General features: G+C 71.8%; 11 protein-coding genes. All 11 read right to left on the bottom strand.

Translation table 11 applies throughout. From position 1 onward, the window contains the following. Window positions 1-15: 15 nt before the first annotated feature. The 11 genes from AC4FS2_RS14260 to AC4FS2_RS14310 all read right to left on the bottom strand — a co-directional run bounded on the left by AC4FS2_RS14260 (window position 16) and on the right by AC4FS2_RS14310 (window position 16496). Window positions 16-2730, bottom strand: a complete 2715-nt coding sequence (locus tag AC4FS2_RS14260) for an FtsX-like permease family protein (RefSeq protein WP_491155909.1) — start codon at window positions 2728-2730, stop codon at window positions 16-18. Continuing rightward, window positions 2727-5129, bottom strand: a complete 2403-nt coding sequence (locus tag AC4FS2_RS14265; protein WP_491177610.1) for an ABC transporter permease — start codon at window positions 5127-5129, stop codon at window positions 2727-2729. Before AC4FS2_RS14265 ends, AC4FS2_RS14260 begins: the two co-directional genes overlap by 4 nt. A 146-nt stretch (window positions 5130-5275) precedes the next feature. Further along, the gene (locus tag AC4FS2_RS14270; protein ID WP_491155907.1) at window positions 5276-6259 is read right to left on the bottom strand and encodes an NAD(P)-dependent alcohol dehydrogenase; all 984 of its coding nucleotides are present in this window, start codon (window positions 6257-6259) and stop codon (window positions 5276-5278) included. A 4-nt stretch (window positions 6260-6263) separates the two neighbouring features. Next, complete coding sequence (locus tag AC4FS2_RS14275; RefSeq protein ID WP_484507852.1) at window positions 6264-6482, bottom strand: helix-turn-helix transcriptional regulator; 219 nt, start codon at window positions 6480-6482, stop codon at window positions 6264-6266. Further along, window positions 6482-6916, bottom strand: a complete 435-nt coding sequence (locus AC4FS2_RS14280; protein ID WP_491155906.1) for a hypothetical protein — start codon at window positions 6914-6916, stop codon at window positions 6482-6484. The genes AC4FS2_RS14275 and AC4FS2_RS14280 overlap by 1 nt, the downstream gene beginning before the upstream one ends. A 233-nt stretch (window positions 6917-7149) precedes the next feature. Further along, window positions 7150-10839, bottom strand: a complete 3690-nt coding sequence (locus AC4FS2_RS14285) for a bifunctional proline dehydrogenase/L-glutamate gamma-semialdehyde dehydrogenase (protein WP_491155903.1) — start codon at window positions 10837-10839, stop codon at window positions 7150-7152. Between the two features lie 180 nt (window positions 10840-11019). Then, the gene (locus tag AC4FS2_RS14290; RefSeq protein ID WP_491155901.1) at window positions 11020-11586 is read right to left on the bottom strand and encodes a thioesterase family protein; all 567 of its coding nucleotides are present in this window, start codon (window positions 11584-11586) and stop codon (window positions 11020-11022) included. A 130-nt stretch (window positions 11587-11716) separates the two neighbouring features. Continuing rightward, entirely contained in the window at window positions 11717-13252 is a 1536-nt protein-coding gene (gene arfA, locus AC4FS2_RS14295; protein ID WP_491155900.1) for an arabinosylfuranosidase ArfA, read from the bottom strand. A gap of 54 nt (window positions 13253-13306) precedes the next feature. Continuing rightward, a complete protein-coding gene (locus AC4FS2_RS14300) occupies window positions 13307-14218 on the bottom strand; it encodes a carbohydrate ABC transporter permease (protein ID WP_491155899.1) in 912 nt (303 codons plus the stop codon). Further along, window positions 14215-15165, bottom strand: a complete 951-nt coding sequence (locus tag AC4FS2_RS14305; RefSeq protein ID WP_491155897.1) for a carbohydrate ABC transporter permease — start codon at window positions 15163-15165, stop codon at window positions 14215-14217. The genes AC4FS2_RS14300 and AC4FS2_RS14305 overlap by 4 nt, the downstream gene beginning before the upstream one ends. Next, entirely contained in the window at window positions 15162-16496 is a 1335-nt protein-coding gene (locus tag AC4FS2_RS14310; RefSeq protein WP_491155895.1) for an extracellular solute-binding protein, read from the bottom strand. Before AC4FS2_RS14310 ends, AC4FS2_RS14305 begins: the two co-directional genes overlap by 4 nt. Window positions 16497-16577 lie beyond the last annotated feature (81 nt).

Genomic DNA, 16577 nt, shown 5'->3' on the forward strand with positions numbered 1-16577 from the left:
GGTCTTCTCCTTCCTTCAAGCTTCCTCTACCCCGCGCAGCGCAGGGTCGTTCCGGGAACCCCGCCCGGCCATCAGCGCGACCGCACTGAGGACGCCTGCTCCCACGACGAAGCCGAGGAGCGTGAGAGCCACCGTCGCGGGGTCGGCCACGTAGGCGGGGGCGACGGATGACCCGGTGAAGGGGCGCAGGTCGACCGCGGCGAGGACGAGGAGCGGCAGCGCCGCACCGAAGAGGGAACCGACCACCACCGCGGCGACCGCCGGTGGTCCGATCTCCCAGGCGATGAGGCGCATCCGCGTGCCACGGCCTACCCCGAGAGCGCTCAGCAGCGCCAGCACGCGCTCCCGGGAGCGTGCCACCAGCGTCAGGGTGAGCACGACGGCCAGCGCCGCGAGCGCCGCCGCGAACCCGGTGGCCGTTGCCAGGGCGGTGCGCAGACCGCTGACGGCCGGGCCGTCCTCGATCTCGCGCAGGATGTCGCCGGGCGCGTCGATCCGCACGAGCGGTCCGAGCATGGCCCGCAGCTCGTCTTCGACGGAGCCGAGGGACGCGCCCGGGTCGAGTCTCAGGAGAACGAGGCGGATCGGGGCGTTTCCGCCGAGCAGCGCCTCGGCGTACGCGGCGTCCACCGCGATCCAGTTCGCCCGAGAGCTCAGGGGCGCCTGTCCGGTGGCGACCCCGACGATGTCGGACGCCACTCCTTCGATCGAGACCGCTTCGTTCCCGACGAGTCCCGCAACGCCGGCGGAGACGACGATCGGCACCGGCCCGCTGCCGGGGACGAGGGAGGTTCCCTCGGGCAGGATGCCCGGGCCGTCGCCCTGCGCCTCGGCGAGCGCGCGCGCATCGACCAGGTGGACGGAGGTCTGTCGCGCGCTGCCACCGATTTCGAGCTGAACGGGTTCCGCCCCCGACACCCCTGTCGCGACGGCGACCCCGTCCAGGGCCTGGATCCGCTCGAGAACCGCGGCGTCGAAGCGGGCGCCGTCGACCCGCACGTCTGCTCCGACCTCTCCCTCGGCCGACGTGCGGATGCCGGTCTGAAGCGTCGACAGCAGCACGGCCGACGAGACGGCGACAGACACCCCCACCACGAGCGCGACGACCGGGACCAGGCCCAGCGCGGGCTCACGGATGGCGCGCGCCGCTCCGAGGAACGATGTCATCCGTTCTCCCCGCCGCGCGCGCTCGAGGACGGCCCGCAGCGGCAGAGGGTACAGCCGCAGAGTCACCATCGACCCCGCGATCGCGACCAGCAGCGGCGCCGCCGCGAGGAGGGGGTCGGCCCGGGCGCTCGAGTATCCGCGCAGCACCAGGAGGGCGACAGCCGCGGCCGCGAGAGCGAGGGCGAGCGCCTCGATCACGGCGCGCAGACGCGGTACGCGCCGGCCGAGGTCGGCCCGTGCCGTCCGATCGGCGGCGGAGCCGGCCACCGCAGTGAGCACGACAGCCGGCGCGAGGGCGAGGAGGACCGGGGCGAGGAGCATCCCCGGTTCGGGGGCGGTGCGGGCCAGCGCGAGCGCGGCGGCGGTGCCGACGGCGGCGGGGATGACCCCGAGCGCCAGCCCCTCGACGCCCAGGAGGGCGCGGAGCTGGCGGCCCGAGCCGCCGCGAGCCGACAGCAGGCGCAGCGTGGGCCGGCGACGTTCCAGGATGAGGCGGCACCCGAGCAGCAGGACGAGCGCCGCCACGCCCGCAGGGCCGGCGGCGATCATCGCGAGGATCGCCGCCGTCGCACGCGACTGGTCCAGCGCGATGTCGATGGTCTCGACCACGGGAGCCTCGAACCGCAGGCTGGTGATTCCACGTCCGGCGTCAGGAGCTTCGGCGACCGGGTGCGCCTCGGAGGCGAAGCGGCGCAGTGCCGTTCCCGCGCCCTCGGCGTTCGCGCCGGTGATGCGGGCCGTGTCGACGGGGTACCACACCGCCGTCTCCGATCTGCCGGAGAGGAGGTTCGCCGCATCCACGGCAGCGGGGTGGGCGAAGCCGGTTCCCGTGACGACGGGAGCGCGATTGCCGTCGTCCACGACGTCCGGGGCGAGCACCGAGCGCACGTGCTGCCAGTAGTCGTCGCCCGGGTCGACCGCCGCGAAGGTGCCGACCAGACGCCACACGACCGGGTCGGCGACGGCCGCGCGCTGAGGAACCGCGCGCGTCTCGCCGATGCTCCATCCCATCGCCGTCGCGGTGTCCGCCGACACCACGATCTCGAGGGTGCCGGGGAGCAACTCTCCGCGGTCCGAGAAGCGGAGGACGGGTGTCGCCGGCCAGGCGCCGTCGACGAGCGTGACCCGCTCCCGATATGCCGGGTCGAAGGCGACCGTCAGCGAGCGTGTGCGCTCCTCCCCGACGAGGACGTTGCCGATCGACCGCGTCACGGCGTGCGCGGGCGCGAGAACGTCATCGAGCGGGGGTTGCGCCGACGTGCGGACCTCTTCCAGTCCCTGGATGAAGGGTCCCCACGCCCCCTCGGTCGTCGGTGACCCGCCGTCCCGCGCCGTGGCCGCCGCCGGCGCGCCCGGGGCGACGGCTCCGACGTCGCGCTGGTTCGGTCCGGTCTGCGCGAGCTGGTCGCGCAGGGTGCCGCGGTCAAGGCCGGCCACGGCGATGGGCAGGAAGGTCGCGACGGCGGCCAGCACCGCGACGAGGACGGCGACGACGGTCGCCGCGGGGAGACCGCGCGCGAGGTGCCGCAGGAACAACCCGCCGATACCCGTCCGCCGGCTCATCCCGACGCCTCCACATCCACGGCCCTGCGCGCATCCCGGTCGACCCGTCCGGCGGCACCCGCCACGATCACGGTGAGTCCGGCCACGAGCGCCGCCATGCCGACGATGAGCGGGACGGGCGCGAAAGCCACAGGTGTCGCCAGCGGAGCCGGGACCCCGGCAGCGGTGGCTCGCACGAGGTCGGGCACGACGAACCACGCCGCGAGCGCGCCGATCAGACCGCCCGCGATGAGGGCGAACCCGGTCACCTCTCCCAGCTCGGCGGCACGCATCCGGGCCGAGAGCCGCGGGGTCACCCCCACCGCCCGCAGTGCGGCAAGCTCCGCCCGCCGCCCGCGTGTCAGGGTCTGCACGATCGCGAGCACCGCGATCAGGGCGAGGACGAGCCCACCGGCGGTCGCGATCCCCCACGCCGGGACGAGCGCACCCGCGATGGATGCGGCGACGCCGGGTGCGGCCGTCCGCACGAGGCGGTCGCCCGCCGCCGCGCTGACCTCGTCGGCGGAAGCGGGATCCCCTGACGCCCACACCGAGCTGGGGGCGATAACCGAGACGTCGCTCTGCAGCATCGCGGCGCGGAGCGTTGTGAGATCGGCGAAGACCGCCGGAGCGCCGCCCGCGCCGGGCACCGCATCCACGATGCCTGCGACCACGAGCGACCCGGAGCGGCCTGACCCGGCGTAACGAATGTCCACGGCGTCGCCCTCGACCAGTCCGAGCAGATCGGCCAGCGCCGAGCTGGCGACGACCGGCACGCGCACCGGCGCGTCGGCCCGCACCGCCGGGTCGGCCAGCCACAAATGCGATTCCGGCGCGTCGTCGGTCAGCTCGGCGGTGCCGGCGATGCCGAGGTCGCCGGCGCCCCCGACGCCCTCGACGGAGGCCACCGTGATCGTCGCGGCCGGCCGGAGGATCGACGCGCGGAACTGCGCGGTGAGGGCGAGGACGCTCCAGGGCGCGGTGCCGTCGGGCAGGACCGCCTCGCCGGTCACCCGGCGGACGCCGTCGGCTGCGGGCGTCGCGGCGCCCGTGAAGCGCAGACGCGCCGTCGCTCCGGTGGCGTCGGCGACGAGGGCGCCCAGTTCGACGAGATCGGCCGCTTGGCTCTGCGTCGAGGCGACGTCGACCGTCAGGCGCAGGGCGGTCGCCCCGTCCCCCAGGTCCACCGCGTGCGTCTCCGCCGCGACGTCGTGCTGCACCTGCAGCGGATCGACCGCGCCTCCGGCCGGCGAAAGGAGTTCCGGGATGCTGCTTCCCGGCAGCGCGATCAGCTCGAAGGCGGTCGATCCCGCCTCCACGGGGGCGATGAGCGCCGGGCCGGCCGCCTCGATGCCGTCGACGGCCGCGATCTCGGCGACCAGGCCCGGGGTCGCTGCATCCGTATCGAGGTCGACACGGATGTCGGCTCCGGTCTCCACCGCTGCGGACAACGCGACGAGGTTCTGCCACGTGGCGGTGACGGCCGCGCCGAACACGGCCTGCGCTGCCGCGAAGGCGACGAGCAGCACCGCGACGCGGTAGACAGCGACCCGGCGCGCTGCGTGGCGGGCGGGCAAGGCGGGAACGAGCCCCGGACGACGTGCCGCGATGCCGGCCACAGCCCGGGAGAACGGCGCGAACAGCGCGACGGTCAGGATGCCCGCGGTCGAGAGCAGAACCGCGGGGGCGATCGCGACCACCGGGTCGAAGCTGCCGGGCGCCGCACGCACGAACCGGAGCTGCCACAGCACGAATCCGGCCGCGAGGAGCACGGCGACCACCAGCGCGACACTCGCCGCCCGGGCCGCCCGCCCGAGCGGCCGCCGGTCGGGGAAGCGGCTCGACCGCGCGGCGACGCAGCCGAGGAGGCCGGCCAGCGCGACCGCGGCGAGGACGACCGGTCCGGTTGCCGGGTGTGCCCAGACGTCGCCGGTCCGTTCGCCGGTGACGGTCCGCGTTCCGGCGGCGATCCCCCACCCCGCGGCGATCCCCGCCACCGCGCCGGCGGATGCGACCGCGGCACTTTCGACCGCTGCCGCTCCGAGCGCCTGCCGCCTCGACAGCCCGCGGGCGCGCGCGAACGTCGTCTCCGCCTCCCGTGCGATGGCGAGGAGCCGGCCGAGCTGGGCGACGGCGATGGCCGCGAGCAGCACGACGACGAGCACGAGGCCGGGCGCGCCGGCGGCGAGGGCCCGCACTCCCTCATCGATCTGGGCGGCGTATGCGTCGTCGCTCATCCCGGCGGGCCGGAGCATCCCGGGTGCGGCGGCGCCGCGGACCAGCCACATGCCGAGAGTGAGCGTCGTCGCGACGGCGACGGCGATCGTTCCCGCGAGGCTCGCGAGGAGCCCCGCGCGAGCCCCCGCGCGCGTTCGAAGCAGGCGGCCGGTCGCGAGCGTCGACGGGCGGGGTGCGGGCATATCCCCTGGATCCTATCGGCGCTCCGCGAGCGCCCGAGAAACGGCATTCCGGACGAGAAAGGATGCGACGCGTCGTGTCTCGTCCGCATTGTCGTTTCTCGCCGGGAGTGCGGGGCGGCGAGGCGGGCGGGGCGGGGACGGGCGGGCTAGGCGGCTCGGACGACGACCTTGCCGACCGTGTGACCCGCGTCCACCGAGGCCAGCGCCGCGCGCGCCTCGGACATGGGCCAGGTCGCCTCGATCACCGGGGTGAGGCGACCCGCGGCGGCCAGTTCCAGGAGCGAGGCGGTGACGGCGGGCTTTGTGGTGGCGGCGATCGGCCGGAAGCGCGCGCGGACGACAAGGGTGCGCAGCATCCGCGGAATCGGGCCGAGGATGCCGTCCCCTCCGCCGACGAGAGCAACGGTGCCGCCCGGGCGGAGCAGGCGGCGGAGGATGCGGAGCGGCGGCAGGCCGGCGATGTCGATGATCGCGTCGAACGACGCGGCGGGAAGATCCGTCAGGTCGGTGCGGCGGTAGTCGAACGTGTGTGATGCGCCGAGGCCACGGAGCGTTTCCTCCGCGCGGGCGCCACAGGTCGCCCAGACCTCGGCGCCGCGCTCGGCGGCCAGCTGCACCGTGAAGGTTCCGACTCCCCCGCCGGCGCCGACGACGAGCACGCGGCTCCCGGAGCCGACCCTGCAGGCGTCGAGAGCTGCGACGGCGGTGTTCCCGGCGATCGGGAGCGCGGCTGCGACCGCCACGTCCACGGCCGGTGGCCGGTGCGTCAGCCGGGCGGCGCGGACCATCGCGTAGTCGGCGAGTGTCTCGCTCCCGGCTCCGACCACCCGATCGCCGACGGCGAAGTCTTCCACGCCCTCGCCCAGCGCGATGATGGTGCCGGCCACGTCCATGCCTCGGCCGCGCGGGCGAGGACGGCGCAGCCCCGCGAAGAGGCGGATCAGGGGCGGGTCGCCCCGCATCATCCGCACGTCACCGGAGTTGAGCGAGACGGCCTCGACCCGCAGGAGCACTTTCCCCCGGCCGGGAGGGCGAACATCTGCGGTCTCGGCAGCGACCGCGTCGGCCGAGCCATAGGCGTGCTGGCGCCAGACGGTGCGGGTACGCGGCAGTGGGGCGGCAGCATCCATGGGTCTACTCCTCGGGGTAAGAGAACACGTCGTCCAGCGGAACGCCGAAGACGCGGGAGATCTGGAAGGCGAGCTCGAGCGTGGGCGAGTAGCGCCCCTGCTCGATCGCGATGAGGGTCTGGCGGGTGACGCCGACGCGGCGGGCGAGTTCGGCCTGTGTCATGTCGCCGTGGGCGGCGCGGAGGGCGCGGATCTCGTTGGTGACACGGGTGGGCTTGACCATCAGACCAGCCCGCGACGGTAGGCGATGACCCGGGCGATGCCGCCGACGAGGGCGGAGAGCGCGAAGCCGAAGAAGAGGGTGTTGGCGATCCAGAAGCCGTCGACTTCGACCGCGCACAGCACGATCCCCCCGAGGCCCGCGACGACCATGAACGCCTGCCCGACGCGGTCGCCCATCTGGGAGATGTCGCGATCGCGCTGGTCGGACCGGCCGACGCCGTCGGGATCGCGCATGCCGGCGAAGATCCCCCACAGGATGCTGAGGAGGATCGCTCCGACGATCGAGATGCCGATCGTCCAGAACATGAGGGGCGCCCAGTCGACCTCGGTCAGCTGGCCGCCGTCGGCCCGCTGCAGCACCAGGACGACGTAGACGGTCAGAGCCACGATCGTCACCACCAGGCTCGACCACGTGTTGCGCTCTTGGTAGACCATGTCATCCTCCGATGTACAGAATTCTTTACATCGGAAGCATGCCACGCGCGCACTCCCGTGTCAAGAATTCTTTACACCCTCGTTTCCGGCGCCTCTTCGCCCCCCGAGAAACGACATTCCGGACGAGAAAGGATGCGCCGCGTCGTTTCTCGTCCGGATCGTCGTTTCTCGCGGGAGGGAGGGGGGACGGGCGGGAGGGCGGGACGGGAGGGCGGGAGGGAGGGGCGGGCGGGTCAGATGACGGCGGCGGTCCAGGGGTCGGGGGTGCCGTAGCGGTGCGCGGTGATGCTGATCGACTGCTCGTGGAGGAAGGGCAGCAGCTCGATCCGGCCGGCCGTGGTGACCTCGTCGGCGTAGACCGCCACGTCGGGGTCGCCCTCGACGGCGTGGGCGAGCGCGCGGTGCAGGGCCGCGACCGACTCGGCCGCTCCGACCAGCCGCACGCGCGCCGGACGGGGGGATGCGTCGCCCTCGGCCGCGTCGACCCCTCCGGCCCCCGCTGCGATGCGCTGGAGCCACTGCTCATCCGTCTCCACCGAAACCGGCACACCGAGCTCCCCGAGCGCGCGCCGCACGTCCGCCGGAAGGCCGACCGGGGCGCTCAGCGTGAACCGGCCGCCCGCCCGCACGGCGGCCAGGACGACGCGCAGCACCGCCTGCCACGGGGCGTCCGCGGTCGCTCGGATCGCCGCATCCACCGGCCGGTAGCGCAAGAGGTTGCGCTCGATCCGCAGGTGCGACACATCCTTGACGCGCCCGAACTCGCGGTCCCATGCGACGGCGTCCGAGAGCGCGCCGCGGCGGAGCCACTCGAACGCGTCGTAGTCCAGCGACGACTGGGCGGCCTCGATGACCCCGGTGATGCGGGAGTCGAGGCCGCGGAGGTGCAGCGTGGAGGACGGCGCCCCGCCCGTCGTGCTCCGCCACGATCCGAGCCCGACGAGGTAGTTCGGCCCGCCGGCCTTGGCGCCCGGCCCCACCGACGAGCGCTTCCAGCCGCCGAAGGGCTGCCGCTGCACGATGGCGCCCGTGATGCCGCGGTTGACGTAGAGGTTTCCGGCCTGCACGCGCTCCAGCCACAGGGCGAGGTCATCGGGATGCTGCGTGTACAGCCCGGCCGTGAGCCCGAACTCCACCGCATTCTGGAGTTCGACCGCCTGCGCGAGCGAGTTCGCGTGCATGATCCCGAGCACCGGACCGAAGAACTCTTCGCGGTGGAAGCGTGATCCCGGCGCGACGCCCGTGCGGATCCCCGGCGTCCAATACCGACCTGCCTCGTCAGGGCCGAAGTCGAGTTCGCGCGGGGCGACGAGCCAGCGCTCGCCCTCGTCCAGGGTGGTGAGCGCCCACTGCAGCTTGCCTTGCGGCGCCTGGATGACCGGGCCCACTTCGCTCAGCGGGTCCGACGCCGGACCCACCCGCAGCGAGGTCGTGGCGTCCACCAGCTGCTGCGCGAAGCGGCGGGAACGGGCCACGGGTCCGACGAGGATCGCCAGGGATGCCGCCGAGCACTTCTGCCCCGCATGACCGAAGGCGCTGCGCACGAGATCGGATGCGGCGAGGTCGAGGTCGGCCGATGGCATGACGATGATCCCGTTCTTGCCGCTGGTCTCGGCGAGGAGCGGCAGATCGGGACGCCACGAACGGAACAGCTGCGCGGTCTCCCACGACCCGGTCAAGACGACGCGTTCCACGTCCGGGTGCTCGATGAGCGCGCGGCCGAGGAGGTCTTCGTCGAGGTCGACGAGAGCCAGCACCTCGCGCGGGACGCCCGCATCCCACAGGGCCTCGGCCACCACCGCGGCGCAGCGTCGCGCCTGCGGGGCGGGCTTGAACACGACCCCGCTTCCGGCGGCGAGCGCGGCCAGGACGCCACCGGCGGGGATCGCGATCGGGAAGTTCCACGGAGGCGCGACCACCGTGACGCCGGCCGGGACGAACACGGCCCCCGCCACCCGATCGAGCTCGCGCGCCGTCGCGGCGTAGTAGTTCGCGAAGTCGATCGCCTCGCTCACCTCGACGTCGGCCTCGGCGAACACCTTGCCGGTCTCGGATGCGGCGACTTCGATGAGCACCCCCCGACGGGATGCGAGCGCACGGGCAGCCCGGGCGAGCACCTCGGCACGCTCGGCCGCAGGACGCGCGCCCCACGCCGTCGCGGCATCCCGTACCCCGGTCACCACGGCGTCCAGGGCCGCGGCGTCATCAACCTGCGCCGCCTCCAGCGTCGTGTCTCCCGCGACGCTGGTCGCCACACGGGCGAGCACGGCGGTGCCCCACTCCCGGTTCGACGGGAGGGCGGGATCGGAGTCGGCGGCGTTGCGGAACCCCGGGGCGCCCACCGCATCCACTTCGTCCTCGCGCGGCGAGAAGACGGCCGTCTCCACGAACGCCTCACCCCCGAAGATCACCTGAGCGGGATCGGTGTCGGTGGCGGACGCCGACCGTGCGATGCCCAGCACCGCCTGTGTGAGGCCCTGCGCGGCGTCGGCCGGGTCGCGCAGGATGCGCGGCGCGTCAGGATCCAGGTCGACATCGCGCTCCTGAGCCCGCTTCGGTCCGAGCGCCAGCCTCGGGTCGGCCGCACGGTCGACCGAAGCGAGGTAGCGGTCACGTTCTCGGGCGAACAGTTCGGGATCGTCGTCCAGGTCGAACGCGGCGGAGAGGAAGTTCTCACCGGAGGCGTTCTCCTCCAGGCGGCGGACGAGGTAGCTGATGGCGACGTCGAACTCGTCCGGGCGGACGACCGGGACATACAGCAGCACGTGCCCGACCTCGCGCGTGACCGCGGCCACCTGCCCCTGCGCCATGCCGAGCAGCATCTCGAACTCGACGTCCGCCCGCACGCCCCGTTCCCCGGCGAGCAACCAGGCGTGCGCGATGTCGAAGAGGTTGTGACCGGCGACACCCACGCGCACGGCGGCGGTGTTGGAGGGTCGGAGCGCCTCGTCGAGGCACCGCAGGTAGTTCGCGTCGGTGTCGAGCTTGCTGTCGTAGGTGGCCAGCGCCCAGCCGTGAAGGACCGCATCCACCCGCTCCATGGCGAGGTTCGCGCCCTTGACGAGGCGGATCTTGATCCGCGCCCCGCCGTCGGCCACGCGGTGCCGCGCCCAGGCGTTCAGCTCGCGCAGCGCCGGGAGCGCGTCGGGAAGGTAGGCCTGCAGCACGATGCCCGCCTCGAGGGCGCTCAGGCGCGGGTCTTCCAGCAGCCGCGTGAACACCGCGATCGTCAGGTCGAGATCGCGGTACTCCTCCATGTCGAGATTGACGAACGTGCCGTCGGCCGCGGCACTGAGATACAGCGGCAGAAGCCGCTCGGTGATGCGCTCCACCATGTCGTCGAACGCCCACAGGGTCAGGTGCGACGCGATCGCCGACACCTTCACCGAGACGTAGTCCACGTCGGGGCGGCGGATGAGGTCGTGGATCCCCTCGAGCCGGCGCTGCGCCTCCGCCTCGCCGAGCACCGCCTCGCCCAGGAGGTTCAGGTTGAGCCGCGCGCCGCCTTCCCGCAGCTTCGCGAGGGCGGGGCCGAGCTTGTCCGGTCGCGCGTCGACGACGAGGTGCCCGACCATTTCCCGCAGCGCCCGGCGCGCAATCGGTACGACCGGGGCGGGAAGCGCAGGGGCCACCACCCCGCCCAGCTGCACGGCGCCGCGCAGGTACCACGGCAGGAAGCCGGGCACGAGCGGGGCGATCCGGTGGAGTGAGGATGCGGCGGCCGAGAGGCTCTCGGGTCGCATCACTCCGTCGACGAAGCCGATCGTGAATTCCAGACCGCGAGGGTCGCGCAACACGCCCGCCAGCCGCGCCGCCGCCGGGTCGACGGGCTCGCCGGCGGCCTCTGACGCCCAGCGCCGGGCGAGCTCCACGGCGCCATCCGGCAGATCCGGAGAAGGCGGCGCGGGCGCTGTCGTGCTCATGATCCACAGCCTAGGCAGGGCGTCCGAGGGCCGGCATGCGGCGTGCCGCGGCGGACGCAACTCCTCAACCCCGGCCCGTCCTGGACCCGGAATCGGGCCAGGGGGCCGTCTGCTGAGGAGTTGTGCGCACGGCGCAGGGGAGACGACGCTCGACGCCGGCCCTTTCGGATCGGGCGCGCGTCAGTGGTCCCAGACGCTGGGCGCGGGGCGGCGGGTGGACGGAAGGGCGGATGCGGCGGCCCACTCGTGCACCCACGGCTCGACATCCGGAAGCCCCTCCGGCTGGCCCATGGCGGCGAACAGTTCCTCGTGCGGGAGGGTGCCGCCTTCGCGCTTGAGGAAGCGCGCGCGGATGATCGCGCGGGCGTAGATCTCGCCCCGCACCACGGCGCGGTGCTCGAGGTAGAGGGCGCGGTCGTCGTGCCCGAGGAGGCGCGTCTCCAGCTCGAAGCGCTGCCACAGGTTCAGCGACTTGCGGAAGGTCACCGTCTCACTCGACACCACCGGATACCACCCTCGTTCGCGCATCTTGTCGGAGATGCCGGTGCGGACGAGCAGGTCCCACCGGCCGAGGTCGAACAGCGACAGGTACCGGCCGTTGTTCATGTGCCGCAGCATGTCGATGTCGGTGGGGAGCGTCGTGAGGCGGATGCGGCCGACCTCGGTCAGGGCGAGGCGTCCGCCGGGACGGCGGGCCTTCCGGCGGGCATGGGCGATGACGAGGAGGGTGCGCCAGAGCAGGTTCACGATCCGCGAGCGTAGCCGACCCCGGCCCACCCCGGGGCCGCGAGACTCCACCTGCGCCACGAGACCGCATCCGCCGCCGGCAGTCTCGTGGCGGAGATGCAGTCTCGCGGCCCGGAGAGGGGGTGGGGGGTCAGGAGCGGGTTACGTCGAGCTGCACGACGGACCACGACAGCGGCGGAAGCGTCGCGCGCAGCGTGCCGTCCTCGAGGCCCACCGATCGCAGGGGCACAAGACCCACCGTGTCGGGGGCGTCCTGGGTGTTCGCGGCATACCGGTCACCGCCGTCGGGGAGGGTGAGCACCTCCGCGTCCCGCACGCCCGTGGCACCCAGACCGCGCAGTTCGATCGAGACGTCGGTCGCCTCATCGAGCGAGCGGTTGGCGAGGAAGAGCGCGACCCGGCCCGACTCCTCGTCCCAGGTGGCCGCGGCATCCACCGCATCCACATCGCCGAATTTCACCGTCGGGATCTGCGACGATTCCACGGCGAGACGGAGGATGCGGCCGCGGGCGAGCTCGGCGATCCGCGCGAACGGCCAGAAGATCGTCTGCCGCCAGGCCGGGCCGTTCTCCTCGGAGCGGATGGGCGCGATGACGTTGACGAGCTGTGCCTGGTTGGCGATGCGCACGCGGTCGCCGTGCCGCAGCAGGCTGTGCAGGAACGTTCCGACGACGACGGCGTCGGTGACGGAGTAGGTGTCTTCGATGAGCCGGGGATGCTCCCGCCACTGCCGTGCGACCAGATGCGGCTGGTCCTCGGTCTGCTGACCCTCCTGGTACCAGACGTTCCACTCGTCGAACGAGATGTGGACCTGCTTCGTGTGCTTGCCGGCAGCCTTCACGGCGTCGATCGTGGCGACCACTCCGTCGATGAAGGCATCCATGTCGACGGCCTCGGCGAGGAAGGATGCCGCATCCTCGTCGCGCTCCTGGTAGTACGCGTGCATCGAGATGTAATCCACCTCGTCATACGCGTGCGTGAGGACGGTGTGCTCCCACGAGCCGAAGGTCGGCATCTGCCGGCCGGACGACCCGACCGCGACCAGTTCCAGGTCGGGGTCGATGAAGCGCATGGCCTTCGCGGTCTCCTGCGCGAGGCGGCCGTACTCGTGCGCCGTCTTGTGTCCGATCTGCCACGGTCCGTCGAGTTCGTTGCCCAGGCACCACAGGCGGATGTCGAAGGGTTCGGATGCTCCGTTGCGCCGGCGCAGATCGGACCAGTACGTCCCGCCGGGATGATTCGCGTACTCGACGAGCGCGCGCGCCTCCTCGACGCCGCGGGTGCCCAGGTTCACCGCCTGCATCACCTCGACGTTGGCCTCACGGGCCCAGTCGACGAATTCGTGCAGACCGAAGGCGTTCGTCTCCACCGTGTGCCACGCCCCGTCCAACCGTCGAGGACGATCGGCCACGGGCCCGACACCGTCCTCCCACAGGTAGCCCGAGACGAAGTTGCCTCCCGGGTAGCGCACGACGGTCGGACCCATCTCCTTCACGAGCGCGAGGACGTCCCGTCGAAACCCGCGCTCATCCGCTTCGGGGTGCCCCGGTTCGAAGATGCCGGTGTACACGCAGCGGCCCATGTGCTCCACGAAAGAGCCGAAGAGCCGTCGCGGCACGTCGGCCACGGTGAAGTCACGGTCGATGACGATGCGGGCGCGGGACATTGTTCTCCTGTTACGACGGATGGGGCGGGGGAACGGCGGGACGGCGGAGACGGCTCAGGTGCCGCCGAAGCCGGTGGTGGCGACGCCGCGGACGATCTGCTTCTGGAAGATCAGGAACAACACGATCAACGGCACCGAGGCGAGCACCGCCTGAGCCATTATCTGGGCGTATTGCACGCCATACGCGCTGATGACGGTCTGGAGGCCGACGGGGAGGGTCATCAGGTTCGTGTCGTTGATGATGAGGAACGGCCACAGGAAGTTGTTCCAGGTGGTGATGAAGACGAAGATCGCGACGGCCGCGAGGATGCCGCGGGACAGGGGCAGGACGACGGACCAGAAGACCCGGATCCGGCCCGCACCATCCACCCGCGCCGCGTCCTCGAGCTCGATCGGCACCTGGTCGAAGAACTTCTTCAGGATGAACACCATCGGCGGCGCCACGATCTGCGGCAGGATCAGCCCGAGAGGCGTATCGACGAGGTTGAACGCGAGCATCTCGTAGAACAGGGGGATGATCAGCACCTGCGGTGGGACCACGATCGACGCGATGACGGCGCCGTACAGGAAGCTCTTCCCCGGGAAGTCCAACCGGGAGAACGCATAGGCGGCGAGGGCCGAGATGGCCAGAGTGATGAACGTGACCGCGGCCGACGTCCACAGGCTGTTGAACGCCCAGACGTAGACGTTCCCCTGCGCCAGGATCGTCTGGTACGCGTCGATGGTGGGACCGGACGCCCCGATCCAGCTCCCCCCGGACGCAGCATCCGTTTCGGTCATGAACGAGGTCGCCACCGCCCAGAGGAACGGCAGCAGCCAGCCCAGAGCGAGAAGTGCCAGTGCCACGAAGGCGAGCACATTGAGAAGGCTGAACCGGCGCCCGCCGGGCTTTTTCACGCGGTCGGGGGCGGTTCCTGCCCCCTCCGGCGTGGCGAGCGGTGTGCGGGCCTGAGCGGTGGTGGTCATGACTGCTCCCCCCGGCGGCGCAGAGCGAGCGCCTGTATGACGCCGATGACGACGATGATCGCGAAGAAGACGTAGGAGATGGCGGCGGAGTAGCCGAAGCGGTAGCCGACGAATCCCGCCTCGTAGATGTACTGCACGATCGATCGGGTGGTGTCGCTCGCGATGCCCCCGAGCATCTGGTACGCCTGGTCGAAGAGTTTCAGCGAGGCGAGCACCTGCAGGATCACGATGAGCACGGTCACCTGCCCGAGCTGCGGAAGGGTGATCGACCACAGCTGACGCCACGGCCCGGCACCGTCCAGCGACGCCGCCTCGTACTGCTGGTGAGGGATGTTCTGGAGCGCGGCGAGATAGAGCAGGAAGTTGAAGCCCACGGTCCACCACACCGTGGCGATGACGATCGCGTACATGTTGGTGTCGGGGCTCTGCAGCCACGCGAGCGGCTCGAGCCCGAAGGTCTGCAGGATCCGGTTGGCGGCACCGATCTGGGGGTTGAAGATCCACACCCAGATCTGCGAGATCACGGTGGAGGCGAGCAGATACGGCATGAAGAACGACAGTCGCCACAGCCATTGGCCGGGGAGCCCGCGATGCACGAGCAGCGCCATCACCAGCGCGAGCAGCACGAGCGGCACCGTGGAGAGGATGGTGAACCATGCGGTGTTGCCGAGCGAACGCCACATCACCGGATCGGTGAGCGCCTCGGCGTAGTTCGCGAATCCCACGAAGGATCCGCCGGCGCCGGTGAGGGACTGGTTGGTGAAGCTGAGGTAGAGGCCGTGCAGAAGCGGCCAGACGAGGAAGAGCGCGAAGGCGAGGAGGAAGGGCGCGAGGAAGCCCCAGGCGGCGGCGGCCTCGCGGCGGTCTCCGGCGTGGCGTCGGACACGGGGGGCCGGGCGGCCGGTCACGACCGTGGTGGTCGAGGTGGCGGGTGCTGTGGTGGTCATGCCGTGCCTCCCTCGGGATTGGCCGGGTTGGGCGTTTTCAGTTGCGCGTCCAATCGGGAGCGGAACCGGGCGATCGCCGCGGACGGGTCGTCTCCGCCCAGCAGCACGTTCTGCACCGCCGAGCCGAACTCGGCCTGGAAGCGCGACCCGGAGCCGGTGAACCACGCCGGCGGGTCGTAGACGACGTACTCCGCAGCCTCGGCGTAGTGGGCCTGCGGGAGCAGGTCGGCGTAGTCGGGCGCCTCGGTCACCGGGAGGTACGCCGGGATGTGTCCCGCCCCGGCCCAGTCGAAGGATCCTTTGAGGATGTCCGCGACGAACCGGTAGACGAGGTCTCGCTTCTGCGGGTCGGGGGAACTCTGGTGCGGCAGGGTGAACGCGTGCGAGTCGGCGTAGACGCTCGGAGTGCCGAAGAGCGTCGGGATGATCGTCGCATCCAGCGGGAGGTCCTGCTCCTGCATCGATCGCAACTCCCACACGCCGGTGAGGAAGAGCCCGCTGCGACCGGTGGCGAATTCGGCGATCGCGGACTGGTAGTCGTTCTCGCGCGCCGCGATCTCGCCGTCGAGGAGCTCCTGCATGAAGCTCAGCGCCGTGACCGCGACATCGTCGTCCATCTCGGCGTTTCCGCCTTCGGGCAGCTCGATCTCCATCCCGTGCTGGGTGTAGAAGGTGTAGAACAGCCGCCACATCTGGGCGCCGTCGCCGAGGTATCCGTACGACAGGCCGTGGCCCTCCGACTCCCCCGCCACCGCCCGAGCCAGTTCGAGGAAGTCCTCCGGGGACGACACCGGCCGCAGTCGCCCGTCACTGTCCAGGACGCCGGCCCGCTCGCAGATCTCGGTGTTGTACATCAGGATGAACGGGTGCGCGTCCAGCGCGACACTGTAGAGGTTGTCGCCGACGAACCCCTTCTCCCAGATCGCGGCCGGGAACGTGCTCTCGTCGAGACCGAGTTCGCCCAGCCGCTGCACATCCCAGGTGTCCAGGAGTCCGCCCGGGGCGTAGCCCACGACGCGCGAGGCGTGCATCACCGACAGGTCGGGCGCTCGCCCGCCGGCGGCCGCCATGGCGAGCTTCGTGTAGTAGGGCTCCCCCCACGACAGCACGGTGGGGTGGACGCGGTATGCGCTCTGCCCGGCGTTCGCGGAATCGATCAGACCCGACATCGTGACGCCGTCCGCGCCGCTGAGCAGGTGCCAGAACTCCAACGGTCGCGCGCCCGACGCCGATACGGCGCCCGGACTGCACGCCGCGAGCGCCGCGGTGCCGGCCAGCGCCGTCGCGAGGCTGAGGAACTGCCTTCGGGTGAAGGCTGAGGGTGCCGTCATCGCCACTCCTTCGTGACCAGTCCGCGGTGAGAGTGACAGCATCCTTACATCGATGTAACCGGGGAGCAAGAGCCAGTGGCC

It is taken from the genome of Microbacterium sp. Z10_103 (assembly GCF_058310455.1).